This window comes from Serratia sp. 14-2641, assembly GCF_001692375.1.
Taxonomy (GTDB): Bacteria; Pseudomonadota; Gammaproteobacteria; order Enterobacterales; family Enterobacteriaceae; genus Chania; species Chania fonticola_C.
This window is the reverse complement of record NZ_LXKR01000095.1, coordinates 103,924-128,511: the sequence shown is the minus strand read 5'-3', so window position 1 is coordinate 128,511 and position 24,588 is coordinate 103,924. Positions and strand designations below refer to the sequence as shown.

At 54.3% G+C, this 24,588-nt stretch carries 24 protein-coding genes; 10 read left to right on the top strand and 14 right to left on the bottom strand.

Going from position 1 to position 24,588, the window contains the following annotated elements:
• Nucleotides 1–28: 28 nt before the first annotated feature.
• Entirely contained in the window at nucleotides 29–1,132 is a 1,104-nt protein-coding gene (locus A6U95_RS27520) for a suppressor of fused domain protein (protein ID WP_065686803.1), read from the bottom strand.
• A 126-nt stretch (nucleotides 1,133–1,258) separates the two neighbouring features.
• A complete protein-coding gene (locus tag A6U95_RS27515; protein WP_065686802.1) occupies nucleotides 1,259–2,143 on the bottom strand; it encodes an oxygenase MpaB family protein in 885 nt (294 codons plus the stop codon).
• A gap of 107 nt (nucleotides 2,144–2,250) precedes the next feature.
• Between A6U95_RS27515 and A6U95_RS27510 the strand changes: the two genes are divergently transcribed.
• Complete coding sequence (locus A6U95_RS27510; RefSeq protein ID WP_065686801.1) at nucleotides 2,251–2,694, top strand: acetyltransferase; 444 nt, start codon at nucleotides 2,251–2,253, stop codon at nucleotides 2,692–2,694.
• Between the two features lie 46 nt (nucleotides 2,695–2,740).
• Here the strand turns inward: A6U95_RS27510 and A6U95_RS27505 are convergent, their stop codons facing one another.
• Complete coding sequence (locus A6U95_RS27505) at nucleotides 2,741–3,388, bottom strand: TetR/AcrR family transcriptional regulator (protein ID WP_065686800.1); 648 nt, start codon at nucleotides 3,386–3,388, stop codon at nucleotides 2,741–2,743.
• Nucleotides 3,389–3,818: 430 nt separating this feature from the next.
• On the opposite strand from A6U95_RS27505, the gene A6U95_RS27500 reads away from it, so the two are divergent.
• Entirely contained in the window at nucleotides 3,819–4,076 is a 258-nt protein-coding gene (locus A6U95_RS27500) for a YdgH/BhsA/McbA-like domain containing protein (RefSeq protein ID WP_024527443.1), read from the top strand.
• 50 nt (nucleotides 4,077–4,126) lie between these two features.
• Here the strand turns inward: A6U95_RS27500 and A6U95_RS27495 are convergent, their stop codons facing one another.
• Nucleotides 4,127–5,425 (bottom strand): SLC13 family permease, encoded by a 1,299-nt coding sequence (locus tag A6U95_RS27495; RefSeq protein WP_065686799.1) that lies wholly within the window; start codon nucleotides 5,423–5,425, stop codon nucleotides 4,127–4,129.
• 247 nt (nucleotides 5,426–5,672) lie between these two features.
• Between A6U95_RS27495 and amyA the strand changes: the two genes are divergently transcribed.
• Both amyA and A6U95_RS27485 read left to right on the top strand, forming a co-directional pair.
• Nucleotides 5,673–7,163: an alpha-amylase gene (amyA, locus tag A6U95_RS27490; RefSeq protein ID WP_065686798.1), complete on the top strand. Its 1,491-nt coding sequence runs from the start codon at nucleotides 5,673–5,675 to the stop codon at nucleotides 7,161–7,163.
• A gap of 123 nt (nucleotides 7,164–7,286) precedes the next feature.
• Entirely contained in the window at nucleotides 7,287–8,138 is an 852-nt protein-coding gene (locus A6U95_RS27485; protein ID WP_065686797.1) for a PA4780 family RIO1-like protein kinase, read from the top strand.
• Nucleotides 8,139–8,181: 43 nt separating this feature from the next.
• Here the strand turns inward: A6U95_RS27485 and A6U95_RS27480 are convergent, their stop codons facing one another.
• Complete coding sequence (locus A6U95_RS27480) at nucleotides 8,182–8,646, bottom strand: isoprenylcysteine carboxylmethyltransferase family protein (RefSeq protein ID WP_083196473.1); 465 nt, start codon at nucleotides 8,644–8,646, stop codon at nucleotides 8,182–8,184.
• Between the two features lie 78 nt (nucleotides 8,647–8,724).
• Between A6U95_RS27480 and A6U95_RS27475 the strand changes: the two genes are divergently transcribed.
• On the top strand, nucleotides 8,725–9,540 hold the full coding sequence (locus A6U95_RS27475; protein WP_065686796.1) for an AraC family transcriptional regulator: 816 nt from the start codon (nucleotides 8,725–8,727) through the stop codon (nucleotides 9,538–9,540).
• On the opposite strand, the gene A6U95_RS27470 is transcribed toward A6U95_RS27475, so the two are convergent.
• Nucleotides 9,516–10,109, bottom strand: coding sequence for a LysE family translocator (locus A6U95_RS27470; RefSeq protein WP_065686795.1), 594 nt, complete (start codon nucleotides 10,107–10,109; stop codon nucleotides 9,516–9,518). The genes A6U95_RS27475 and A6U95_RS27470 overlap by 25 nt on opposite strands.
• 200 nt (nucleotides 10,110–10,309) lie before the next feature.
• A complete protein-coding gene (locus A6U95_RS27465; RefSeq protein ID WP_065686794.1) occupies nucleotides 10,310–11,587 on the bottom strand; it encodes a PTS ascorbate transporter subunit IIC in 1,278 nt (425 codons plus the stop codon).
• Between the two features lie 498 nt (nucleotides 11,588–12,085).
• On the opposite strand from A6U95_RS27465, the gene yajD reads away from it, so the two are divergent.
• The 3 genes from yajD to A6U95_RS27450 all read left to right on the top strand — a co-directional run bounded on the left by yajD (nucleotide 12,086) and on the right by A6U95_RS27450 (nucleotide 13,701).
• Complete coding sequence (yajD, locus tag A6U95_RS27460) at nucleotides 12,086–12,427, top strand: HNH nuclease YajD (RefSeq protein WP_021180444.1); 342 nt, start codon at nucleotides 12,086–12,088, stop codon at nucleotides 12,425–12,427.
• A gap of 336 nt (nucleotides 12,428–12,763) precedes the next feature.
• On the top strand, nucleotides 12,764–13,399 hold the full coding sequence (locus A6U95_RS27455) for a division plane positioning ATPase MipZ (protein ID WP_024485357.1): 636 nt from the start codon (nucleotides 12,764–12,766) through the stop codon (nucleotides 13,397–13,399).
• The gene (locus A6U95_RS27450) at nucleotides 13,396–13,701 is read left to right on the top strand and encodes a hypothetical protein (RefSeq protein ID WP_065686793.1); all 306 of its coding nucleotides are present in this window, start codon (nucleotides 13,396–13,398) and stop codon (nucleotides 13,699–13,701) included. The genes A6U95_RS27455 and A6U95_RS27450 overlap by 4 nt, the downstream gene beginning before the upstream one ends.
• A 121-nt stretch (nucleotides 13,702–13,822) precedes the next feature.
• Here A6U95_RS27450 and A6U95_RS27445 read toward each other — a convergent pair whose 3' ends face one another.
• From A6U95_RS27445 to A6U95_RS27415, 7 genes are all read right to left on the bottom strand, one after another.
• Entirely contained in the window at nucleotides 13,823–14,554 is a 732-nt protein-coding gene (locus tag A6U95_RS27445) for a substrate-binding domain-containing protein (RefSeq protein WP_065686792.1), read from the bottom strand.
• Nucleotides 14,547–15,326 carry an ABC transporter ATP-binding protein gene (locus A6U95_RS27440; RefSeq protein WP_065686791.1) on the bottom strand — a complete coding sequence of 260 codons (780 nt, stop codon included), beginning with the start codon at nucleotides 15,324–15,326 and terminating at the stop codon, nucleotides 14,547–14,549. The genes A6U95_RS27445 and A6U95_RS27440 overlap by 8 nt, the downstream gene beginning before the upstream one ends.
• Nucleotides 15,319–16,317 (bottom strand): iron ABC transporter permease, encoded by a 999-nt coding sequence (locus A6U95_RS27435; protein WP_065686790.1) that lies wholly within the window; start codon nucleotides 16,315–16,317, stop codon nucleotides 15,319–15,321. The genes A6U95_RS27440 and A6U95_RS27435 overlap by 8 nt, the downstream gene beginning before the upstream one ends.
• Nucleotides 16,314–17,354, bottom strand: a complete 1,041-nt coding sequence (locus A6U95_RS27430) for an ABC transporter substrate-binding protein (protein ID WP_065686789.1) — start codon at nucleotides 17,352–17,354, stop codon at nucleotides 16,314–16,316. The genes A6U95_RS27435 and A6U95_RS27430 overlap by 4 nt, the downstream gene beginning before the upstream one ends.
• A gap of 183 nt (nucleotides 17,355–17,537) precedes the next feature.
• Nucleotides 17,538–18,461, bottom strand: coding sequence for a PEP phosphonomutase (locus A6U95_RS27425; RefSeq protein WP_065686788.1), 924 nt, complete (start codon nucleotides 18,459–18,461; stop codon nucleotides 17,538–17,540).
• Nucleotides 18,462–18,553: 92 nt separating this feature from the next.
• Complete coding sequence (bglX, locus tag A6U95_RS27420) at nucleotides 18,554–20,851, bottom strand: beta-glucosidase BglX (protein WP_065686787.1); 2,298 nt, start codon at nucleotides 20,849–20,851, stop codon at nucleotides 18,554–18,556.
• Nucleotides 20,852–20,947: 96 nt separating this feature from the next.
• A complete protein-coding gene (locus tag A6U95_RS27415) occupies nucleotides 20,948–21,874 on the bottom strand; it encodes a LysR substrate-binding domain-containing protein (RefSeq protein WP_065686786.1) in 927 nt (308 codons plus the stop codon).
• Nucleotides 21,875–22,014: 140 nt separating this feature from the next.
• Between A6U95_RS27415 and A6U95_RS27410 the strand changes: the two genes are divergently transcribed.
• Together A6U95_RS27410 and A6U95_RS27405 are read left to right on the top strand one after the other, a co-directional pair.
• Nucleotides 22,015–23,169 carry a pyridoxal phosphate-dependent aminotransferase gene (locus A6U95_RS27410; RefSeq protein ID WP_065686785.1) on the top strand — a complete coding sequence of 385 codons (1,155 nt, stop codon included), beginning with the start codon at nucleotides 22,015–22,017 and terminating at the stop codon, nucleotides 23,167–23,169.
• 33 nt (nucleotides 23,170–23,202) lie between these two features.
• Nucleotides 23,203–23,985, top strand: coding sequence for an ABC transporter substrate-binding protein (locus A6U95_RS27405; protein ID WP_065686784.1), 783 nt, complete (start codon nucleotides 23,203–23,205; stop codon nucleotides 23,983–23,985).
• Nucleotides 23,986–24,588 lie beyond the last annotated feature (603 nt).

Here is a 24,588-nt window from a genome sequence, read left to right as displayed (position 1 = left end):
ATCATAAAATAGACAGTGCTCGCACTCGTTAAACAAGAGGCTGACGTGGGCGGAAGATATGGTCCACACCCTGCTCACGCATATTCTTCACCAAATCGTGGCCCCCGTTGGGCGTGGCCTGCGCCAATTCCCGCTCGGTGGCAAACACCGGGCTGGCCCAGAAAATATTCACCGTATCACCGTATTGTTTAGGCAATACCAAGTGCTCACTGTAGGGATAAAATGACGAAGAGAGCACATAGCCTTCATAGCCCTGCGGAGCCACCGCCGACGCCAGCGTATGCCCTTCGCCAAACCAGGTGATGTTCGCCCAGGGCACATGGGCAAATCCAGCTAGCGCGCTGGCCATCTGCACCGCATTCTCTTCGGTCATATACTGGCCATCGATGGCTATCGCCATCTCCATCCGGCGGAATCTGGCGGCATCGTCGTTGAACAGAATCTCTACCCACGGCATCGGCCGAATGCTGACCCCCATGGTCAGAAAATAGTAAACCCCGTCGCGCTCATGCTGGGTGATGGCCATCGGCGGCCATTTACCCTGATCGATAGCGTAATACTTCACCGAAGGGCCAAAGTGTTGTTCGTATTGAGCCAGGTAATCACTCTGCATTTTTGGCCAAGGATTCCCCTCTTCCCGCTGCCAGCTACGCCAGAACTGCCGGGTATTTTCCGCCAGCGCATATTGCGTATTGGTGGATGCAGAGCCCAGCGGATAGGCCAATGGGTTCTCTTTGATGCAGCTTGCCGAATAGCAGACCGAGTGATCGATGTATAAACTCCAGCCGGGGATCACCGCTAGCAGTTGCCCGTGATACCACAGGGCAGCACCGTCGTCGCTTTCCGTCCAGATCACCATCAGCCCTGCGGGATCCAATGGCGCTTCGCCTTCCAGATTACGGCAATACTCGGCCGCCAACATTGGGGGAAGACCGGCTTCCATAGCGGCGCGATCTTCCTGCTGCGGAGCCGTAGCCAGGTTGCGCAGCCAACAGGCTCGCACCTGAAAACGTTCACTGTACTCTTCCGTTGGGTAGATATAAAAATAGGCGGCCCGGCTATCTTGCTGAACCACCGCGACCAGCGTTTGATTCTCGTTATTCACTTCAGCAAGTACGTTTGACTCGTTCATATCACCTCAAGGGGTTGCTGGCGCACAAATAGGCTGTACGCTAAAAATAGAATATTTCTCTGGGCCAGTGTAGAACGCATCATCAATCGGGATCACGGGCAATAGTCTCAAAAGTGGCCGCGCTGGCTAACATTGCGCTGATGCGCTCTTATTCATGCGCCGCATCGCCCGATGGTAGGAGCCATTGCGTACCGAAGCGCGTAGCACTCTTCCAACGCCGCCAACGCCAATACGCACGCACCGCCGCCGGGTCGCTCCTGGGGTGAATCCCAACTGTTGCTGCGCCCAGTCCGGCAACAGATCGATCCCTGCCTGCATCACCAATACGCCGAACGGCCGCGCAAGCGTGCTGGGAGCCGGGGCCGCCAGCAGAATGCGCGCCACTTCCAGCGTGCGTTCATCGCAGACCAACTGCGGGCGCATCTGTTGCAGATAATCGTCAACCGCCGCACAGGATTTTGGAACATCGCGCGCGCCCAAGGCTTCCGCTACGCGAGCCGCTTCACGATAATAGGTATCTTGTTGAGCAAGGGACAGATGCGGATTACGGTAACGCAGGTGCGAGGCCAGGAAACGGCTGCTTTCGGCGACATGGACCCAGGTGAGCAGATGCGGATCGCTGGCGGCATAAGGCTGGCCGTTATTGTCGGTGCCGTTGACCTGTAAATGGATGGCTTTGACTTTGGCGATCAGGCGTTGCGCCTCTGCACTGGGGCCAAACGTGGTGACGGAGATAAACTGGCTGGTACGACGCAGGCGGCCCAGCATATCCTCGCGGAAGTTGGAATGATCCCACACGCCCGCCAAGGCCAACGGGTGCAGCATCTGCAACAGCAGCGCACTGACGCCGCCGCAAAGCATGGAGGTGAAGTCACCATGCACTTGCCAAGTGACAGACTGTGGGCCAAACAGCCCCGGATCGCCAGCCGGATTTTCAAAATCAATCCCGCCGAGTGCCAGCCCGGTCAGGCTGAGCACCTGTTTCTCTATCGCTGCGCGTATCACTTCCATCCCCCTGTCCACAACCTATGGCGCAGTTTATCATAGTGAGGGGCTGAGTCTGAGACTGCTCAACTCACTATGTGAATAGCTAAAATGACAATAAATTGAGAATTTCGATGATAACGATAAGAACGCGTGTGGCTACGGATAACGTGCAGCTAGTCGCAATCTGGCAGCGCTCGGTTCGCGCCACCCATCACTTCCTGGCCGAAGAGGATATTTCGCGCCTGTATCCGCTGATCCTCAACGACTATCTCCCGGCGGTCAGCGTCTGGGTTGCCGAAGATACTGCGGGGCAGCTATGCGGTTTTATCGGCCTGGATGGCAACAAAGTGGAAATGCTGTTTATTGATGCCGATCGGCGTGGCGAAGGCATTGGCAAAGCCCTGCTGGCCGAGGTTGCGCCCATGCATCAAGAACTGCTGCTGGACGTCAACGAGCAGAATCCGCAGGCATTGGCGTTTTATCAGCATTACGGTTTTGAGGTGACGGGCCGCAGCGAGCTGGATGGCCAAGGCAAGCCTTTCCCATTACTGCATATGATACTGACAACGCGGTAAAACTGGCCCCTTTCCCGCAATGAGAGAGGGGTTGTCTAGCGGCGGATCAAACTTTGTTGCCCACCTGGCTCAAACGCGGCCACACCATCATGGTGGTATCCAGCAGCCGCAGCAGATCTTCACGGCTGGCCCCTTCACGCGCCTGGGCGGACATGCCTTCAATCAGGCAAATAATGTATTTCGCCAACAACGCGGTATCGGTTCGCGCCAGCAACTCCCCTTGCTGCACCTTACGGTCAAAGCAGTCTTTCAGGCTGGTTTCCTGCGCAAAATGCTTGTTGCGCAACATCTCGGCCAGATCGTTTGAGGAGGAGGACAAGGCGGCGTTGGCACAAACCATAAAACAGCCACTAGGGTTTTCCGGATCGGTAAATACCTCTGCCGAGGTGCGCAAATAAGCCTCGACGATATCGGCTATCGGTAACTCCTGGGCCAGCAGGCGGTTGTAACATTCCACGTAGCGGCTCAGATAGCGCTCAACTGCGGCGCGAAACAGCCCCTCTTTGTTGCCAAACTCCGCATACAACGTAGGTGCTTTAGCCCCGGTCGCTTCCACCAGATCGGCCAACGAGGTGGATTCATAGCCATGGCGCCAGAACAGTTCAAGCGACTGCTCAACGGCCTGATCGCGATCAAACTGCTTCGGCCTGCCGCGTGATTTCTTCGCGCATGCGTCTTCATTATTGATACTCATAGACCCCTCACTTTCCCGGTGGCCCAACGCGGGCACAATCATTAAATTATCGATCGGTACAAAAAATAGTACGCCGCCGATGATAAGCGAGCAACTTTTAATTAGCGATCGGTAAGCAATGCGGCCAATGGCGCCCCTGCCGGGCAGAAAATGGCGTTCAGTCCGGGTTGCGTCATGCTACAAGGTGACGACAAACTCGAGAAAATATGAGTAAATAAATTAAATAACAATAAGTTAATTAAAAAAACCACCCTGACAGTCCCTCTCCAGATCCCGTAGCTTGAGCGGAATAGCACGAATTAATTAACGACCACTAAAAAAACATTTGCAATCGTTGGGGCAGAGGCCTAACATTAACTTATCGACCGTTAAGTAATTAAACGGGATAACACAAAAACTTTTATTGCTCATGTAGAGTTAGGAAACCATTATGAAAAACCTGAAAATGACCCTCGCCGCCATCGCACTAGCTTCTGTATCTTTCGGTAGCTTCGCCGCAGATTTGGTCAGCAGCCAACCGGCCGATCTGCAACAATCAGGCGTGATCACCGTGAGTGGCGCTTCTGACCTGACATCGCTGGAAAATAAACTGGCGGCTAAAGCGGATGCAGCCGGCGCCAAATCCTTCCAGATCATCGCAACAACCGGCAGCAACAAACTGCACGGCACCGCGATTATCTATAACTAATCGTTAAACAGTTTTTGCAAAGAGGCGGCCTTGGTGCCGCCTTTTGCTTGTCAGCCAAACCAGCCCAATAACCCGAACCACAGATAATCCAACGGCACCAACAGCCCAAAGGTTAACAGGGCCAGCAGCAGACACAGTTTCAGTCCTTCACGCGGTGGAACTTTCCCCATCCCCATTGCCACCACAATCGGTGATGCCTGATACGGCAGCAGCGGCGTAGCATAGCCAATCACCTGCGTCATTAATACCGTGGTTAGCGGCAAGCCACTCCCCTCTGACAGAACCTGTGCCAGCGGCGTGAACAGCGCGGGTACGCCATTGGCCGTCACGACAAAATTCAACAGCGTCGTAATACCGATCACCATGCCAAAAGCGGTAAATGGCCGGCCCTGGGTTTGCGGTATGACGTTCAGCAACGCGCTGCCTAACCAGTCCCCCAACCCGGAATGGCTCACCAAAGCCGTCAACCCAAGGATCCCGGCCACATAGAGACAGGTGCGAATGTTGGCACCGGCAGCAAACTGCTCCCCCGTCAGGAAACCAATGCGCGGCAACAGGCAAACGCAGGCAGCAGTCAGCCCTACCCAGGCGGGAGCGATGCCGTGCCAGCTATCGGTGATCCACAACAGCACCGTGATCAGCAACAGCGCGATCAACCGCCATTCCGCCACGCTAAGTGGACTCTGCTCGGTGGTTTTTTCCACCGGCTGCGGTTTGGCACGGAATAGCCAGCAGATGCATAACGTCAGCAACGCGCCTTTCGCCAGGCCCAGGATCGGTGCATGCAGCAGCAGGTAAGCCAGATAGGTAAAGTGAATGCCATAGGCGCTTTCTGCCGCCCCGCTCATGACCAGATTAGGTACGTTGGCAGGCAGAATGCTGGCCGAAAGTTGGAAGGTGCCAAACCCCACCGCTAGCGCCAGGCCGTAGCGGCCACGCGATCCTTCCGCCAACCCGGCACGTTCGGCCAATGCCATGATGATCGGCATCAGCAGGGTAATACGCCCCATATTCGACGGCATGACAAAGGCCAGCGCATAGCTGATGGCTACCACACCGCCCACCAGCCGTGGCCAGGAACCGGCCAGTAGCGGCAGAATGCGGTTGGCCAGCCGATCCGCCAGCCCCGTAGAACGAATGGCCGTTCCCAGCACAAAGCCGCTCAATACCAGCCAGAATGCCGATGAGGCAAACCCGGAAAACACCACGGCCGTCGGCGCTAGCTGTAACACCATCACCGCAGCAAAAAACAGCAGCGCAACCAGATACTCCGGCAAACGCGACGTTGCCCATAAGGCGATCACCACCAAAGTCACCAGCGCGGAAACGCCCATCGGGTAATCCATCATCCCTACTCCCTGCTATAGTTAGTATTTTGTTATCAACTGGTTATATATTCACATAACGGAAACGCCCGAACGGTGAAACGGCTCACAGTTCACGGGCGGCGGGCAAATCGGCCATACTCTCTCCGCGCCAAGAGGCTACTCTGCTTGCAGGCTAACGCTAGCTATTTTCCCTTTTGCCAAAAGTGGCCCATGCTTAGAGGGGTCTAGCATTTGGCACACGTTTACTGACGAATCGGGGTACTGACTGATGACGAAAAAGACCACGCTGTTACAGTTTTTCCATTGGTACTACCCGGATGGTGGCAGGCTATGGCAGGAGGTCACCGAACGTGCCCCCGCCCTGGCCGAGCTAGGTGTGACCGATCTATGGCTGCCACCAGCCTATAAAGGGGCTGCGGGTGGCTATTCGGTGGGGTATGACAGCTACGATCTGTTCGATCTGGGGGAGTTTGATCAAAAAGGCACCCGCGCCACCAAATATGGCGACAAAGAGGCGTTGACGCAGGCCGTTAATAGCCTGCGCGAGCATCAGATCCGGGTGATCTATGACGTGGTGTTCAACCACAAGATCGGCGCCGATGAAAAAGAGCAGGTGCACGTCTATAAGGTCGATGAAGATAACCGTAACGATATCGCAGAGGTTGGCCTTGACGCACTGGCCTACACTCGCTTTACCTTCCCTGGGCGGCAAGGGACCTATTCCAAATTTATCTGGGACTACACCTGCTTTAGCGGCGTCGATTATATCGAGCAACCGGATGACAAAGGCATCTTCAAAATTGCCAATGACTACGGCGAAGAGGGTTGGAACGATCAGGTTGACGACGAAAACGGCAACTTTGACTATTTGATGGGCGCCAACGTGGAGTTCCGTAACCAAGCCGTCGTTGAGGAGCTAAAATACTGGGCACGCTGGTTGATGGAAATCCTGCCTTGTGACGGGTTCCGGCTGGATGCCACCAAACATATCCCAGCCTGGTTCTTTAAAGACTGGGCAGTTCACGTGCGCGATGCGGCACAGCGCGATCTGTTTATCGTGGCCGAATACTGGTCACACGATCTGGCAGCATTACAACAGTATTTAGCACTGGTCGATGGTAAGGTGATGCTGTTCGACGTACCGCTACAGCTGAAATTCCATCTGGCGTCAAAACAGGGCGATGGTTACGATATGTCACAGCTGTTTACCGATACGCTGGTCGCCGTCGATCCTGCCCATGCGGTAACCCTGGTGGCAAACCATGACACTCAGCCGTTGCAATCGCTCGAAGCGCCGGTCGAACCCTGGTTCAAACCGCTGGCCTACGCCCTGATCCTGCTGCGTGAACAAGGCGTTCCTTGCCTGTTTTACCCGGATCTGTACGGTGCCAGTTATAGCGATCAAGGCGATGATGGCCAGGAATACCAGATTGAAATGCCGGTGATTGCCGAACTGGAGAAACTGATCCAGGCGCGTCAACGCTTTGCCAACGGCGAACAACACGACTATTTTGACGACCCGCACTGCATCGCCTTCAGCCGCAGTGGCACTGCCGAGCAGCCGGGTTGCGTGGTGGTGATGACCAACGGGGCCGAAAGCAGTAAAACCGTCGCACTAGGCGAAAATTTTGCGCATAAATCCTGGCGTGACTTTCTCGGCAACCGCGAGGACGATATCATGACGGATGAGCACGGAAGCGCAGCCTTCCCGGTCAACGGCGGCAGCGTTAGCGTCTGGGTCATGGCCGAAGCAGAGTAAGGTCCTCCGGGGAGGCAATGTACCACCCCGGCGGCAAAACCCATTTTTGCCTTTTTGGTCTGATTTTTCATTAAGACCATAAGCAAATATTCACAGCGGAGCCTAAATAGGGTACAAGGCTGCATGAAAATTCCAAAACGACTCCAGCCATTGGTAGATGATGGTTTAATCGACGACGTCATCCGCCGTTTGAAAAGTGGCAAAGAAGCCGACGTATTTATCGTGCGTTGCGGTAAAGAGATCCGCTGCGCCAAAGTGTACAAAGAAGCCGATAAACGCAACTTCAAGCAGGCCGTGAACTACCAGGAAGGCCGCAAGGTGCGCAATAGCCGCGATGCACGCGCCATGAGCAAAGGCTCCAAATTTGGCCGCCAACAGCAGGAAGAGGCCTGGCAGAATACCGAAGTGGACGCGCTATACCTGCTGGCCAAGGCTGGCGTACGTGTGCCACAGCCGGATATCTGCCTGGACGGTGTATTGCTGATGGAGCTGATCACCGATGAAGAAGGTCTGGTAGCCCCACGCCTGAGTGACGTCACGTTAACGCCGGAACAGGCGTTGAACGATCACGCCTTGATGATGAACTATGCCGTACGCATGCTCTGTGTTGGGCTGGTTCACGGCGATTTGTCAGAGTTCAACGTGCTGATGGATAAAGACGGGCCGGTGATAATCGATCTGCCGCAGGTGGTAGATGCCGCCGCCAACAACCACGCCAAAAGCATGTTTGAACGCGATATCAACAATATGACTCACTACTACGGCCAGTATGCGCCGCAGCTGCTGGGCAGCAAGTATGCCAAAGAGATTTGGGCGCTGTACCAGGAAGGCAACCTGACGCCGGAGACAGAGCTGACCGGTAAGTTTGTTGAAACCAGCAAGCGGGCCGACGTTGACTCGGTGCTGGAGGAGATCCAGGCTGCCAGTGATGAGCACCAGCGGCAAATGATGGCGCGTAACGAAGAAGAAGATTGATATTCAGCCTCAAAATTACCCCTCACCCACAGGGTGAGGGGCCTCAAAGCCAACGCCTTACCTGATCGCAAAACACCCGATAGTCTTGCCCAAAGTTGTCTCGTAGGAACGCCTCTTCACGCGGGATCTGCACGCGATCCAGGTAGGCAAAAAACAGCCCCCACCATAACCAGACGCCGATCCCTCCCAGAAATAGCCCCCAAGCCGCCAACAGCAGGATCTGCCCCAGATACACCGGATTACGGCTGAAACGGAAAACTCCGTTAACCAACAACGCGCTGACCCGCTGAAATTTTTGTGGATGTAGCGTGGTACCCGCCCGGTGAAAGGCATAACTGGCACTAAACATGATCGCCAAGGAAGCCACCGCCAATACGCCAGCGGCCAAGAGAATAAGCAGGCTATCTTGCCAGCCCCCCTCGGTTAGCCAGCAGGTTGCCGCCATCCCAGCAGCACAAACTGCCATCACCACCGGCGGCAAAACCAATCGTTGCAACCACGCTACCATTTTCCTGTTCCCTCTCGACCACACGATACTATTTGCGCTATAACAAACTCTCCCCGTAACAACGCCAGAGAAGAGACGATGAGCCAATATGCCCCACAATTCTGGCGCGATGAACGCCTGCCGTTCGTTGAGGCCCGCGCCGTCGAAGATGGCCGCAAGCTCTGTTATGCGCTGCACAGCCACGAGTTCTTCTGTATTGGCACCATCACCGCCGGTACCAGTACCTATGTTAACGGCGATCAGCACCTCCAGGTGAAAACCGGTGATGTGGTGATCATCAATCCACAACAGGCTCACGGCTGCAACCCCATTGGCGACCAGCGTTGGGCCTATACCATGTTTTATATCGACCAGCACTGGTTGGCAACGCTTCAGCAGGACCCTAATGCGGGCTTTATTCCGTTCAAGCAGATTATCAGCCAGGATAAGGCGCTGTTTAGCGGCCTGAATCAGCTGTATGGGGTACTGACCGATCCGCTCTGTTGCCATCTGGAAAAACAGATCGCCTTAGTGGATTACTTCAGTAACCTGCCGCAGTTACTCGGCGAGTCCCCGGTTCCGCAGCAGGATATGACCCCTAAATTGGAAATGGCTGCGGCGTTTATCCGTACTCATTGCACCCAGTCACTGACGTTAGAGTCGATCTGCCAAGCATCCGGACTCTCCCCTTCTTACCTGATCCGCGCATTCAAGAAACGCTACGGCATGACGCCTCATGCCTATCTGGTCAATCAGCGCGTCCAGCACGGCCAGCGGCTACTGAAACAGGGCTTCTCCATTGCAGCTGCCGCCAACGAAAGCGGGTTTGCCGATCAGGCGCACTTTCAGCGCACCTTCAAACAGCTGCTGGCAGCCACCCCCGGCCAGTATCAGATCCCCTCTGCCAGCAAGTAACAGGCGCTGAACGCCAGCAGCAGCGCCATCAAGCGGTTAAAGCGCCGCAGATTGTGCGCCCGCTGCAACAGGCCGCTAAGCATCGCCCCAGCGTAGGCCCAACAGGCTATCGACAGGTAGCAAATCACAAAATAGAGCCCGGCAAATTGCCACAGCAACCGCATCTCCCCATCACCGACAAAGGCCCCCATACTGGCAACTGAAGCTAACCAGGCCTTGGGGTTCAGCAATTGCAGCAAGGCACCATACCAATAAGAGGGGGTTTGTTGCCGATTACCCTGGCTCAGTTTCCCGTCATCCGCAGCAAGCTGATAGGCCATATAGAGCAGAAAAGCCACGCCGCCCCAGAGAATAACGGTGGTCAGCCCCGGCCATAAGGTAAGCACTTCATGCATTCCCAAGCCAACCGATACCAGTAATAACGTAAAGCCCAAGGTTGCGCCGGTCACATGCCGCAGGCTGGTCGTGAAGCCAAACTGCGCGCCACAGCTAAGTGCCACGATGTTTACCGGACCGGGAGTAATAGAGGAGGCCAACGCAAAAGCGGCCATAGAAAGATAAAGCGTCATAGTCAGCACCTGTAAAAGAGAGTTACAGGTGCCAGCGTGCCGGGTTACAGCGGGAGTGTATTGAAGGAAATTGCCCTGATGCGCTTAATGTTTCCGCCTTCGGAATAACGTTAGGAAGGACAACAGAAGCCACCCCTTAAGGGGCGGCAAACTGAAGAGAGCAGAGTTGATGAGAAGCGGCCGCCGCTGACGGTGAAATATTATTTAAACCACCCAAACACAGTGTTGATCAGCAGCGATGAAATGGTGAAGTCCGGGTCGGCAAAGGTTACGCCATTGGCCCCCAGGCCAGCGAACAGATGCAGCGTCAGCGCCGGGAACACACACAGCAGCAGGCCGTTGATGGTACTGGCAATGATAGCCCCACGGAACCCGCCGGTCGCGTTACCAAATATCGCCGCCGCACCGCCGGTAATAAAGCTGGCCATAATGCCGGGCACAATAATCGGCAAACCGATAAACGGGAAAATCAGGATACAGACTAGTTCCACCAGGAAACTGACCAAGAAACCGATCAATGTGGCATTAGGCGCCTTGGTAAACAGCACCATCACATCCACTGCTGGCACAGCGCCTGGGGCGAACACTTTGGCAAACCCTTTGAACGCTGGCACGATCTCTGCAGTAAACATGTTGACCCCAGCCTTGGCCATATACAGTCCACAGGCAAAAATCGCCGACTGTTCCAACACAAAGATCAGCACGTTTTTATCGGCTGCCCCGGCACCATAAACCATGGTCATGGCGTCCTTAACCTGCGGTTGTGTGGCGAAGATGCTGGAAATGACCAGCAGGATTAACATCGTTAACAGCGTAGCGACGTTAGGCTCACGGATAAAGTCAAACTTGTTGCTGATCACCACGTGTTCGGTGTCGTGCTTTTTATTACCGAACCATTTTCCCATATAAGAACCAATAATATACGAGGAAATAGCCGCATGAGAAATGGCATAATCATTTGAGCCAATAATATCCCGGCTGAACTTGCTCAATATATACGGTGATATTGCCATGTAACAGCCAATGAAGATTGAAGCGATAGTCACGATAGCAACATGGCTGTAGCCCAGTTCGGCCAGCACTGCCGTCAGCGCAAAAGCCATAAACAGCACCAGATGCAGGGAAAGATAGATATTTTTAAAGCGGGTAAATCGCGCCAGCAAAATATTCAGCAACATGGAGAACAGCAGGATCACCGCAGCTGTCGCCCCCAGTTTATCGATGGTCGCTGCCATAATGGCTTCGTTGCTCGGCACCACCCCGACAATATTAAATGCGTTAGAAAACAGTGAGCTGAACGCAGTTAACACCTTCATCAAAATGCTGCCACCCACCTTGATCATGGTGAAACCGATGAAGGAGAGTAAGGTCCCGGTGATAATCCTTGAAATCGGTGCTCGTTGGAAAATCAGCCCCAGGAAGGCGACGATCGCAATGATAACCGATGGTGTTTTTACCAAACTCAGCAATATGTCCACGATATCCCTCATTATTTACATTATTTATGTAGGAAGGACGGATTTCTTGTTACCCAATAGATCCCAAGCCGCAGTTTGCTTGGGCAAAAGATCCCCTAGCCTACGGTGCTGTAGCTTGAAAGGTGAAGGGAGCAATGTGCCTTCGATGGGCACAGTGATACCATGCTGGATTTTGTTTTACTCCCGGTATGTGAGTGATTCGAGATCTTAATCACGAAAAATGAAACATTGTTTTATTTATGTAAAACACCTTTTCATTTTTAGTTCTTGTCGATGGGAAGCCTTGTGACAGATTTGGTCATGATGCGTCTGACAGGCAACCAGGCCAGTGCTCCATGCCCTAGCTGATTTATTTTGACCCGTCATTTACCCAACGCCATCTCAGTGCCAAACTGCGGGTCCTTATCGACTGGGCGGTAGAACGATTCCACTAGCTTGTCCGCATGAGGTTTGTGGTAATATTGAGCGCAATATTATTCTGATCCTGTAGGTGCCCACATGGCATACATTCCAAAAAACTACGCGCGACTGGAAACCGGTTACCGCGAAAAAGCACTGAAAATCTTCCCGTGGGTCTGCGGGCGCTGTTCACGCGAATTTGTTTACTCCAACCTGCGTGAACTGACGGTGCATCACATCGATCATGACCACAGCAACAACCCGGAAGACGGTAGCAACTGGGAGATGCTGTGCCTGTACTGCCACGATCATGAACACTCAAAATACACTGAAGCCGATCAGTATGGCTCCACGGTGGTCGCTGGTGAAGATGCACAGAAAGACGTAGGGTTAGCCACACATAACCCCTTCGCCAATCTGAAAAACATGATGAAAAAGTAGCGTATCCCCCCAAGCGGGACCGCATCCGACATGCGGTTCCGCCAGACTCCTACCTTAATCACTTCACAAAATACCAACCTGTTAAGCTATTAACTTAGTTAAATCCAACGCCTATTTTAGTCCTTTTTCTCAACCAATTACTTACTAAGTTAGTAAGTTGATAAACAAGTAAACCCACAAGTTAAGACTTTCACTACTTGGCAAGCCGCTGCCAATGGGGCATATTGTCGTCATACGCACTTGTTAACTCATTTAATTACCAACCTAGCAAGCGCATTAACTTATTAAGTTAGTTGATTGGTAAGTTATCTGCTTGGCAACTTGAGAGATGGCAACATGATTGTTTTGATTGGTTCGCAGAAAGGCGGTGTCGGCAAATCGACCATGGCGGTAAACATCGCCGGATATCTGATCCTGCAGCAGAAGAAAACGGCCATTATCGTCGATGCCGACGACCAGAAATCCATCATGACCTGGTTCAACGACCGTCAGAATGTTGAAGGGCTTCCACAGATCCCAGTGGTGGCCGCCTCAGGCAAGATCAAAGAAACCCTGCTGGAACTGAATCGTCACTACGATTATGTGATTGTCGATACCGCTGGCCGCGACAGCGCAGAATTACGCTCCGGGCTGCTGGCCGCCGACCTGTTTATCTCGCCGTTGCGCCCTTCGCAGATGGACCTGGATACCATCGGCTACCTGTCCGAGATGTTCTCCACCGCCCAGGAATACAATGAAAAGGTAAAAGGCCACATTGTGCTCAACCTGTGCCCAACCAATATCTTCATTAACGAAGCCAACGAAGCGGCCGAAGTGCTGAGTGAATACCCGGAACTGAAGTTGGTGAACAATCGCCTGTGCGATCGCAAAATTTATCGCGATGCCTGGGGCGAAGCACTAACCGTGCATGAAGCGCACAATGAAAAAGCCCAGCACGAAATCGAAAGCCTGGTAACCGAGGTGATCCTGTGAAAAAACGTACGCCAACCCACCGCATGTCGGAAGATGAATTTATCAACAGCGCTACGTCGCATACGTTGATTGTTCCTGCCCCCGCAGCACCTGCCGAAAAGCCCCAGGGCCGTAAGCGCATTTATAAAGCGCTGTCCGTCAGCCTGACGGATAACCACGTGGAGATGATCGACGAAGTGATCGGTCATGCGGCGCGTAACGGCATCGTGCGCATTACCCGTTCCGATGTGATCAAGTTGGCCATCGACACTTTGGCCGACAAGAGCGAGGCGCAATTGCTGGCCCTGTTAAAGAAGATCTGAGTAACTCAACAACATGCCAGCTTAACAAGTTAATAAACAAGTGAGCTGGCAAGCCTAATAAACAAGTTACCAAGCCGATAAATTATTAAGCTAATAACTTAATGTTGTTGATAGTAAAGCATTAGTCTAACACCAGCATGCCCATGCGCTGTAAAATCCTCTGCCCTCGAACGCCCAGAATAAAGGCCACCAACGCCTGCGCGGCCACACTACCTTCGTTCAGTAGACACAGTCCATAGGTCACTTTGAAGTCGAGCACGGTAGGCAATCTACGCACTTTTACCTGCACGCAGGCGGCTAAGGCATTGGCATAGCTGGCGTAGCCAAGAAAGATATCCGCCAGACCTTCCGCAAGCAGGTATTCTGCAGCCAACCGGCCCGCCGGTATGGGCTCAGAATCTGGCCCACCCACCAGCGCCACTGCCCTGCTACGCAATGCACTCCCCTGCCCCGGCAAGCACTGCTCCAGGCGCTCGAACAACTGTTGCGCATAGTCACCGGAAGGATCGGCTACCGGTGTCGAGGTGCCAACACGCCATTGTGGGTCGCACAGCAACGTCAGCAAATCCGGTTGCGTTAACTCCGGGATATTACGCACCGTGGCGCATAGGCGATTACGGGTAAACGGCTGTACCGCCTGCGCAAAATCGAGGGCCACCAGCCGCTGTGGATGTTCAAGATTGGCAGAGGCAAACACCTGCGGCCTTTCTCCTTGTTCAATCCGTTCCCGCAGCATCCCCGCCGGGCCAAAGGTGGCCTCGACCCGGTAACCGCTCTCCTGCTCAAACGCCGCCAACAGCGGAGTGAACGCCAGCCTCAGGCTTCCTGCGGCAAAAAGAGTAATGCTATTCACGGTTGCGCTCCTGTTGGCTGTGGAAGATGGGCACTAACGTTTCCAGTTGGCTGCCTGCAAAGGGAACGGATACCCGTTCAATCGGCAAATGGAACAGCGGCGCAAGATTGTTTGCCGTCAGCACCTGCTGGCAACAGCCCAACTGATGGCGCCCTTCAGCCCCCAGCAAGAGTGCGCGGTCGGCCACGGCATAAGCATGATTAGGTTGGTGAGTCGAGAATATCACCGCCATCTGCCGTTCTCGTGCCAGTTGGTCGATCATGGTCAGCACCCGGTCCTGATGGTGTAAATCCAGTGCCGAGGTCGGCTCATCGAGGATCAGCACTTCACAAGCCATCGCCAACGCCCGGGCTATCAGCACTAATTGGCGCTGGCCACCGGAAAGGCTGCCAAACTCGCGATCGGCAAATGCCAGCATATCCAGCGAATAAAGGGCCTGTTTGGCTAACTGATGATCCTCAGCCGAAGGCGAACGGAACAGCCCGACATGCCGAGCCCGGCCCATCAACACAATATCCAGCACTTTGTAGGCAAACGGCGGCGTGAAATACTGCGGCACAAACCCTAATCCGCAATGGGCGACAACGCTCCCTTGCTGTAACGGCAAAGCGCCCAACAAGAGTTGCATCAAGGTGCTTTTGCCACGCCCGTTGGGGCCAAGCACTGCCAGCACTTCGCCGCGTTGCAGATGCAAATCGAGTTGTTGGAATAACTTGGGTTGACCTGGCCAGCCAAAGCTCAGGTTGCTGACCTGTAGCAGCGTTTCAGCCATTCCAGCCCCTTACCTGCGCACGACGTAGCAGCAAGGCAAACAAAGGAGCGCCGATCAGAGCGGTGAGAATACCCAAAGGAATTTCACTGCTGCTTAAGGTGCGCGCCAAATCGTCGATCAGCACCATATACAACGCCCCAAGGCACATCGCGGCAGGTAATAAACGCCGATGGTCCGGCCCCACCAGCAGGCGTGCCAAATGCGGGATCAGCAACCCTACCCAGCCAATGCTGCCGCTGACTGCCACCTGTGCAGCCACGATCGCCGCACACAGCGTCAGGATCAACCAACGGGTGCGTTCAACGTTAATCCCTAACGCAGCCGCATCCTCATCCCCCAAAGAAAGCAGGTTAATACGCCAACGTAGTGCCAATAACAGGCCACCGGCCAGCAGTAGCGGCAGGAACAACATCAGCAATTTATGGCTATCCGCCGTGGCAAAGCTGCCAAGTAACCAGAATACGATGCTGGGCAGCTTCTCTTCGCTATCGGCCAGGTATTGCACCAGGCTGACGCAGGCGGAAAAGAAGCCACTAAGGATCACCCCAGCCAACACCAAAGAAAGAACATTACGCCGGGCGATGGCGCTGGTGATGGCAAAAATCAGCAACAGCGCCAACATGCCAAAGACGAAGGCACTCAGCAACAGCATCAATACCGGCAGGCCAAGCAGGATCGCCAAGGTGCCGCCAAAAGCAGCGCCAGAAGAGACGCCGATAATATGTGGATCGACCAACGGGTTACGAAAGACCCCTTGCAAGGCCGCCCCACACAGCGCCAAGGCCGCACCCGCCCCCATCGCCAACAGCACGCGCGGCACACGCACGCCAAGGATCACCTGCCGTTCGATCGCCGTGATATCTGCATGCTGACCGATAACCGGCTCCAACAAAATCATCAGGCTATGGCCAGCCGTGACCGGATAGCGGCCAATACCCAGGGAGAGCAGTGCGCAACAGGCCGTGAGCAGTAGCAACAACCCCAGCTTCATTTGCCGCTCTGGCAGCAAGTGGCACGGTAATAGCGTTGATAGTAAGCGTCTACATGCTGTTGCAGATCAACGTCGGTGAAACGCTGTGGGTAGAGCGTTTTTGCCATCCACAGTTCCCCAAGCGCCAATGCTTCCGGCATTGGGTAGCCCCAGGCTTTGGCATATTCTGGCATCAGGTAAACCCGTTGGTGTTTCACCGCGTCAATCGCCTGCCACTGTGGCGAAGTCAGGATCTGCTGCACCACGTCGGGATAACGCTCTTGCACAAAGATCACCGCCGGGTTCCACTTCAGCACGTCTTCGATAGAAACCTGCTTAAAGCCCTGAATGTCTTTGGCCGCTACGTTGACGGCACCGGCATGTTGCATCATCAGGCCGGTGTATTTACCCGAACCGTAAGTGGTGAGATCCGGGTTGGCCATATAGACCCGCACCCGTTGATCCTCTGGGATATCCTGCAGACGCTTGGCCACCAACGCGCGCTGTTGGAAAACATCTTTCACCATCGTATCCGCCTGCGCTTCGCGGCCCATCACCTTGCCAATCAGGCGAATACCATCCTGCAAGCCAAGGTTATAAACCCGATCTTCATTTTCTAACACAGGGTTGACTTTCCCAGCCTGAGCCACCGGTTCACGGCGCAGCGAGATCGCCACCACCGGAATACCGGCACGTTCGATTTGGGCTATCATATCTGCCGGGGCATAGTTGGCCACAAACACTACCTGTGGGTGCAGAGCCAGCAGGCTTTCAATATTGACCGCCGTAAGATCGCCCGGCATGGGCATCTTGGCCAGGCTCGGAGCCAGCCGTAAATAGTTGGGCCCCAACTGTTTCTGCCAACTGTTGAGCACGCCAACCACCTGCGGCATGGCGTCTAGCTGTACCAGCAAGTTTAATGTCTGATGTTGTAGCACCACGGCTCGGGTAATGTGGTCCGGCAGCGTCACGGTACGGTTGAGTTGATCGGTGACCTGGCGATCCGCCAAAGCGGCGGATGAGAAGAGAATGGCAAGCAGTAATAGGCGTTTGAACATGGGAGTTTCCGGTGGATTATCGTTATATACAAAATGATATAGCGATAGCGAGAACTAAACAATCAACCGGATCAAACAAGGCGAGAAAAGAAAGAGAATGAGTTCGGTGATGCCTCTCATCCCAACAGAGGGCTGGGATGAGGGAACTTAACGTTCCACAAATTGAGTGTGGAACCTGAAACGCTAGCGGTTAACGGAGCGAGCTATGCGTGTATAGGTGTGGCGTACACCACGGATCGCCACGCTGTAGGCAAAGATATTCTCCGGCAACGCCAAGCCAAGATAGCCGGTATCGCCAATATGGTGCAGATCTGCTCCGGCCATTTTGCTCATCAGGGCAATCTGGCGAAGGGTTTGCACATCGGCCCCCTCCTGTGAAGTGCCGATGGCGGTCATCGCCAGCGCGCCCTGTTGCTGAGTAAATGCGATCAGCGCGGCGACCTTTTCCTGCGACATTCCAGGGATAGTGCCCGGTGCAGGTAATAGAACAATGTCAGCCCCGTTTTCAATGAATAGTGCAATATCTTGCTCGGTGATCAACTGGCTGCCGCTTTCACGCACAATCCCGGCACCGTGCATTTTGCCGGTCACCAGCACCAGCTTATCGCCCACTTCATCACGAATGTGCTTCAGCGCCTCGGCAATCGCCTGGTTGCTGACGCCGTTATTCGGGTTACCGGTCAAGACCACCATGCGAGCGCCAAGCTCATACAATTTTCGGGCGTTTTCCGCCGTTGCTGCGCGCCCCGCCGTCATCTGCCAGAACTCATTATGCGTGGTGGCAAACGCCGGATCGACGGCTTCCAGATTGACCCCAATGACGCGCCCGGTCAGCCGTTGTAGCTCACGTATGGCTTCTTCTGGTGGCACATCGGCAGGCAGCCCGGCAATGTGCGGCTGATTGACATCAAACAGGTTCAGCAACAGGATGTCGGCCCCCTGGCTGGCAGCCAGTTCGGCATTGGTGACGTTATTGAGCAGCGGCTGAGTGACCGCGATGGCCTCACTGACCAGAATGCGCCCTTCGCTGGCACGGATGGCGTAGATCAGATCGTCTTTGCTGATGTTGGCCAGATCGCTGGCGCTACAGTCCAGATATCTTTTCATGGTGCAATCTCCGGTGATTTTTATCATGAACCACTTGGTATTTGATGAGGGAACATGGCGTTGGAGCCGGGATGCCTTGTTCCCTCACAAACTTATTTCAGGATAAAGCTCTGCTGTTGCAGATTGTCCGAGTCCAGGCCAACAAACACGTTGAATTTACCCGGCTCCGCGCCCCATTTCAGGCTGGCGTTATAAAACTTCAGATCGTCCTCGGTGATAGGTAGTTCCACCCGCTGTTCCTGCCCGGCACGCAACGTCACCTTCTTGAAGTTACGCAGCTCCTTGATCGGGCGGCTGACCGAGGCGGTCACATCCTGCACATACAGCTGTACCACGGTGGCACCGTTATATTTACCGGTGTTTTTCAGCATCACGCTGGCGGTAATTTTGCCGTCGCGCGCCATCTCGGGGCTGGAAAGTTTGAAATCGGACAGGGCAAACTGGCTATAACTCAGACCATAACCAAACGGATACAGTGGGCCATTTGGCGAATCAAAGTAGCGCGAAGTGTACTTGCCCGGGTTTTCCTTGCCGAACGGTCGGCCAGTGTTGAGATGGTTGTAGTAAATCGGGATCTGCCCCACCGAACGTGGGAAAGTCATTGGCAGCTTACCGGAAGGGTTGTAGTCACCAAACAGCACGTCGGCGATGGCGTTACCGCCTTCGGTGCCGCTGTACCAGGTTTCCAGCATCGCATCAGCCTGTTCACTTTCCCAGCTCAATGCCAACGGACGGCCATTCATCAGCACCAGAACCAGCGGTTTACCAGTGGCTTTCAACGCCGCGATCAGGTCACGCTGGCTTTGTGGAATGGTGATGTCCGCCCGGCTAGAGGCTTCATGAGCCATTCCTTGCGCTTCCCCTACTACCGCCACTACCACGTCAGCCTGTTTGGCAATCTTTACCGCTTCATCAATCATCTGTTGTGGCGGGCGTGTATCAAAGGCGACCGCAGTTTCATACTCGTTCAGATAATCAACAATGCTCTTGTCCTGAGTGATATTGGCCCCTTTGGCGTACAAGATGCTGGCCTTATCGCCCACCGCATTCTGCAGACCTTCACGCACGGTGATCGACTGCTTCACCACGCCTGCCGCCGACCAGCTTCCCATGATATCGCGCTGGCTGTCGGCCATCGGCCCGATCAGCGCAATAGTGCCCTGCTTTTGCAATGGCAGCGTCTGCTTGTCATTTTTCAGCAGCACCATCGTTTTACGGGCAATCACGCGGGCTTCCGCACGGTGCAGACGGCTTTCGGCATTGGTATCCTGCGGGTCGGACCCTACCGGACCAAGGTGGTTATACGGATCTTTAAACAGGCCCATATCATATTTGGTGTTCAGCACGTCGCGGCAGGCACGGTCGATCTCGCTTTCAGAAACCAGGCCATCCTTCACCAAACCCGGCAAGTATTGGTCGTAATACTCGTCGCTCATGCTCATGTCGACCCCTGAGGTGATCGCCAAGCGCACCGCGTCACGCGCATCCGCGGCCACGCCATGCTTAATCAACTCTTTAATCGCACCGTGATCGCTGATGGTGATGCCTTTAAAACCCCACTGATCACGTAGCAGATCTTTCAGCAGCCACGGATTGGCCGTTGCCGGTACGCCGTTGATCGAGTTAAGCGAAACCATCACTCCACCGCTACCAGCATCTACCGCCGCCTTATATGGCGGCAGGTAATCCTGATGCATACGCAACGGGCTCATATCGACGGTGTTGTAGTCACGGCCCCCTTCAACTGCGCCATACAGGGCAAAATGCTTCACGCTGGCCATCACCGAACCCGGCTTGGACGGATCGCCATTCTGGTAGGCATCCACCATCACCTTGGCAATCTTCGATACCAGCCAGGTATCCTCTCCGAACCCTTCAGATACCCGGCCCCAACGCGGATCGCGGGTAATATCGACCATCGGTGAGAAGGTCATGTTCAGGCCGTCATCACTGGCTTCCTGGGCTGAAACACGTCCGCTCAGGGCGATAGCCTCCAGATCAAAGCTCGCCGCCAGCCCCAGGCTGATCGGGAATACGGTACGCTGGCCATGGACCACGTCATAAGCAAAAAACAGGGGGATCTTTAGACGGCTGAGCTGCATGGCCTGATCCTGCATCACGCGGATATCCGGACGGGTCACGGTGTTAAAGATCGCCCCGATCTGGCCTTTGCTGATGCCGTCACGAATGGCCTCTTTCGGGTTATCTGGCCCAACGCTGATCAAACGTAGCTGGCCGATTTTCTCTTCCAGCGTCATCTGCTTCATCAGGTTAGAGACAAAGGCATCACGCTCCTGAGCATAAATCCCTTGGGTCGCACTGCTTTCCTGCGCAAAAACCGGGCTGATAGCCAGGCCGGACAACATACTCACCACACAAAGCCATTTCATAATTTTATTCTCAGGCACGTCCCCGCCGGCAATGTCGGCCAGGAGGCATTAATAGATGTGAGCACGCAGTTTGCCATACTCTTTTTGTTTGCAGAATCAATTCGTCTGCGTTGTTGTTAGCAGATGATGCAGTCTGCTCCGGCTGGCTTGCGCCTCTGCCCCCAGCCACTCCACCAGCCGGGTTAAGGCCACAGGCACCACCGCATGTTCGGGGTAAACCAGATAATAGGCGGCACCGCTGACCACGCTGATCGGGAACGGCGTAATAATGCGATTGGCCTGAATATCCTCCTCCAGCAGGCACAAATCGCCAATGGCGATACCACAGCCCTGTAAAGCGGCGCTCATCGCCAGATCGAGCGTATCAAAATGCTGTGACTTGGCTGAGGGCAAAGCCGTCTGCCCCGCCGCTTTCAACCATAGCAACCAATCACGGCGATCGCGCGTAGGATGCAGCAAGGTTGTCTCCGCCAGATCGGCAGGTTCTGGTGGCCGAACCAGGTCAGGCAGATAGTTTGGCGTGCAGACTGGCGTCAGGATCTCATCAAACAGGTGGTGCACCACCAGCCGTTTGCCCTGAGGTTTGCCAAACACCACCGCCGCATCAAAATGTTCGCTGCCAAAATCCAGCCCGTGCGACACCGACGCGGTCAGTTCGATATGCATCTCTGGCCGTTCATTCTGCAGGCGAATAATACGCGGTAATACCCAGCGCATCGCACAGGTTGGGCATTTGACGCGTAGCGTACCCGGCTGTTCCCCGGCCTTGGCCAGCGCTTGCGCCAATTGCTCTAACGCCAGCTGCACCGGCGCCAACAGCAGCGCGCCCTGTGGCGTTAGCGTCAGCCCACGCGCGCGGCGGCTAAACAGCGGGTAACCCAGCTGCTGTTCCAATCCCAGGATCTGGCGGCTGACCGCGCCCTGCGTTAGATGCAGTGCCTGGGCCGCATGGGTGAAATTGAGACGCTCAGCGACCACCACAAAGGTCTTCAGCACGTCGAGCGACGGCAGCGATATTTGCATAATAAATCCCGATACCTGCATTTATTTTCACTGTCAGCCATGATCTGGCTGCATGGCAAGCATGACGAACTTTCTCTTGTTAGCCCATCCTAACTGATGCTTAATCATTCGACACTCGATTCTTTTGCCAGGAGCCCACCATGCACAGCGCCTGCTCGCAACGTTCGAAACTGCCGGACGTTGGCACTACCATTTTCACCGTGATTGGCCAACTGAGCGCCGAACATCAAGCCCTGAATCTGTCACAGGGCGCACCCAATTTTGCCTGTGATGTGCAACTGGTTGAGGGCGTCGCCCAAGCCATGCGTGCAGGTCATAACCAGTACGCCCCAATGAGCGGTGTAGCAGCATTACGTCATGCACTGGCGGAAAAAGTTGAGCGGCTGTATGGCGCCCGCTATGACGCCGACGACGAAATCACGGTGATCGCCAGCGCCAGCGAAGGGTTGTACTCCGCCATCAGCGCACTGGTGCATCCCGGCGATGAGGTGATCTATTTCGAACCCGCCTTCGACAGCTACGCCCCGATTGTGCGCCTGCAAGGGGCAACTCCGGTTGCCATCAAGCTTTCGCTGCAAGATTTAACCATCGATTGGAATGAGGTGGCGGCGGCAATCAACAGCAAAACGCGAATGATCATCGTCAACAGCCCGCATAACCCTACCGGCAGCGTATTCGACGAACACGATATCGAGCGCCTGACCGCCCTGACCCGCAATACCGATATCGTCATTCTTTCCGATGAAGTGTATGAACACGTGGTCTTCGACGGCGGCATTCACCACAGCATGGCCTGCCATCCTGCTCTGGCAGAACGCAGCGTGATCGTCTCTTCCTTTGGCAAGACCTATCACGTCACCGGTTGGCGCGTCGGTTACTGCATGGCACCGGCAGCGCTGATGGACGAAATCCGCAAGGTGCACCAATTTATGGTGTTCTCTGCCGATACGCCGATGCAATATGCCTTTGCCGCCGCCCTGAATAATCCACAAAGCTACTTGGGGTTGGCGGAGTTCTATCAGCAAAAGCGCGATCTGCTGGCAGCCGCGTTGCAAAAGTCACGCTTTGAGTTACTGCCTAGCCGTGGCAGCTTCTTTATGTTGGCCCGCTTTAGCGGTTTCAGTAATGAAAGCGACAACGACTTTGCGGTGCGCTTGATCCGCGAAGCCAAGGTGGCCACCATCCCGCTGTCGGCGTTCTACAGCGACGGTACCGATACCGGCATTATCCGGCTTAGTTTCTCGAAAGATAATGACACCCTGCTGGAAGGCGCTCGCCGTCTGTGCCAGGTGTGATCCATTGATTTTTACCATGGGGAAGCAACCACAATGAAAAAAACACTGAAAACGCTGATCGCGGCGGGATGTTTACTGGCAGCCGGTTCCACACTAGCGGCTGAGAATAGCCTGCGTTTTGGGCTTGAAGCCCTGTATCCGCCTTTCGAGTCCAAATCCGCCAGCGGCCAGTTGGAAGGGTTTGATATCGATCTGGGTAACGCCGTGTGCGCCGCCGCACAGGTCAAATGCAGCTGGGTAGAAACCTCATTCGACAGTCTAATCCCGGCGCTACAGGCCCGCAAATTTGACGTAATTAACTCGGCGATGAACGTCACCGAGCAGCGCAGACAGGCGATTGCGTTTACCGATTCGATCTACCAGGTGCCAAACCGCCTGATTGCCAAGGCCGACAGCGGCCTGAAGCCCGATGCCAAATCGCTGGCGGGTAAGCACGTCGGCGTGTTGCAGGGTTCCATTCAGGAAAACTATGCCAAGGCACACTGGGCACCGGAAGGGGTTGATGTGGTGTCCTATCAGGATCAAAACCAGGTTTATCTGGATCTGACCGCTGGCCGCCTGGATGCCACACTGATCATGGCTCCTGCCGGGCAGAGCGGTTTCCTGGCGCATCCGGATGGTAAAGGCTTTGCGTTTGTGGGCGAGGCGGTACAGGACGACAAGATCCTCGGCGAAGGCATCGCCTTCGGCCTGCGCAAAGACGACACCGCGACGCTGAAAAAGCTCAACGACGCCATTGCTAAGGTGAAGCAGCAAGGCACCATTGGCGAACTGTCCAAGAAGTACTTTGGCGATATCGATGTGACGGTGAAATAAAAGCGTGCTGTTCGCTCAGAGGGGCACCGCATTCAGCGCTCATTTAGCTGGATGCTATGCCCCTAGATCGCCTGCAAGCCCCACCAGGCCTTAATCTTTACAAAACCCGTCAAGAGAATACTCAACCCTATCGGTGATGCCCACCTGCTGGACAACGTCATTTCCCAATATAAATCAACCCGTTGATGAATTTTCGGTTCACAATGAGACAGCCAGAAAAACCGTGCCCCCCAAAAAAAACCGTCCTCACAAATTATTTTCTAAGATTATGCCTACTTTTTGTAAATTATTTACAACCTCAGGATCATAGGGAGCCAGGTTATTAAAATTAGGATTATTCTATCATCCTAAGTTTTAACTCCATTTTAATTAAAAAATACAGCACAAAAAACTATTGTAAGTTTAATACCTAGATCATTAAACTAGTTTTATGGCATTTACCAACCTAAGATATCGTGTATTATACACCCACCTCTTGAGAGGAACGCAGAACAGCTTAACGGGTAGCACGGCATTAACCGAACTACTTCGATAATAAAAGAACGGCAGAAACCCATTGAGAATACCTCATCCATTCAGGATGCGAATATTCACGCGGCTAGC

What these genes read in the sequence shown, in the direction of transcription:
- amyA (WP_065686798.1), top strand. Translation starts at nt 5,673, where the DNA reads ATGACGAAAAAGACCACGCTGTTACAGTTTTTCCATTGGTACTACCCG.
- A6U95_RS27480 (WP_083196473.1), bottom strand. Translation starts at nt 8,646, where the DNA reads ATGGTAGCGTGGTTGCAACGATTGGTTTTGCCGCCGGTGGTGATGGCA.
- A6U95_RS27425 (WP_065686788.1), bottom strand. Translation starts at nt 18,461, where the DNA reads ATGAAAAGATATCTGGACTGTAGCGCCAGCGATCTGGCCAACATCAGC.
- A6U95_RS27405 (WP_065686784.1), top strand. Translation starts at nt 23,203, where the DNA reads ATGAAAAAAACACTGAAAACGCTGATCGCGGCGGGATGTTTACTGGCA.
- yajD (WP_021180444.1), top strand. Translation starts at nt 12,086, where the DNA reads ATGGCATACATTCCAAAAAACTACGCGCGACTGGAAACCGGTTACCGC.
- A6U95_RS27485 (WP_065686797.1), top strand. Translation starts at nt 7,287, where the DNA reads ATGAAAATTCCAAAACGACTCCAGCCATTGGTAGATGATGGTTTAATC.
- A6U95_RS27505 (WP_065686800.1), bottom strand. Translation starts at nt 3,388, where the DNA reads ATGAGTATCAATAATGAAGACGCATGCGCGAAGAAATCACGCGGCAGG.
- bglX (WP_065686787.1), bottom strand. Translation starts at nt 20,851, where the DNA reads ATGAAATGGCTTTGTGTGGTGAGTATGTTGTCCGGCCTGGCTATCAGC.
- A6U95_RS27410 (WP_065686785.1), top strand. Translation starts at nt 22,015, where the DNA reads ATGCACAGCGCCTGCTCGCAACGTTCGAAACTGCCGGACGTTGGCACT.
- A6U95_RS27475 (WP_065686796.1), top strand. Translation starts at nt 8,725, where the DNA reads ATGAGCCAATATGCCCCACAATTCTGGCGCGATGAACGCCTGCCGTTC.
- A6U95_RS27435 (WP_065686790.1), bottom strand. Translation starts at nt 16,317, where the DNA reads ATGAAGCTGGGGTTGTTGCTACTGCTCACGGCCTGTTGCGCACTGCTC.
- A6U95_RS27470 (WP_065686795.1), bottom strand. Translation starts at nt 10,109, where the DNA reads ATGACGCTTTATCTTTCTATGGCCGCTTTTGCGTTGGCCTCCTCTATT.
- A6U95_RS27515 (WP_065686802.1), bottom strand. Translation starts at nt 2,143, where the DNA reads ATGGAAGTGATACGCGCAGCGATAGAGAAACAGGTGCTCAGCCTGACC.
- A6U95_RS27500 (WP_024527443.1), top strand. Translation starts at nt 3,819, where the DNA reads ATGAAAAACCTGAAAATGACCCTCGCCGCCATCGCACTAGCTTCTGTA.
- A6U95_RS27520 (WP_065686803.1), bottom strand. Translation starts at nt 1,132, where the DNA reads ATGAACGAGTCAAACGTACTTGCTGAAGTGAATAACGAGAATCAAACG.
- A6U95_RS27455 (WP_024485357.1), top strand. Translation starts at nt 12,764, where the DNA reads ATGATTGTTTTGATTGGTTCGCAGAAAGGCGGTGTCGGCAAATCGACC.
- A6U95_RS27430 (WP_065686789.1), bottom strand. Translation starts at nt 17,354, where the DNA reads ATGTTCAAACGCCTATTACTGCTTGCCATTCTCTTCTCATCCGCCGCT.
- A6U95_RS27495 (WP_065686799.1), bottom strand. Translation starts at nt 5,425, where the DNA reads ATGATGGATTACCCGATGGGCGTTTCCGCGCTGGTGACTTTGGTGGTG.
- A6U95_RS27415 (WP_065686786.1), bottom strand. Translation starts at nt 21,874, where the DNA reads ATGCAAATATCGCTGCCGTCGCTCGACGTGCTGAAGACCTTTGTGGTG.
- A6U95_RS27510 (WP_065686801.1), top strand. Translation starts at nt 2,251, where the DNA reads ATGATAACGATAAGAACGCGTGTGGCTACGGATAACGTGCAGCTAGTC.
- A6U95_RS27440 (WP_065686791.1), bottom strand. Translation starts at nt 15,326, where the DNA reads ATGGCTGAAACGCTGCTACAGGTCAGCAACCTGAGCTTTGGCTGGCCA.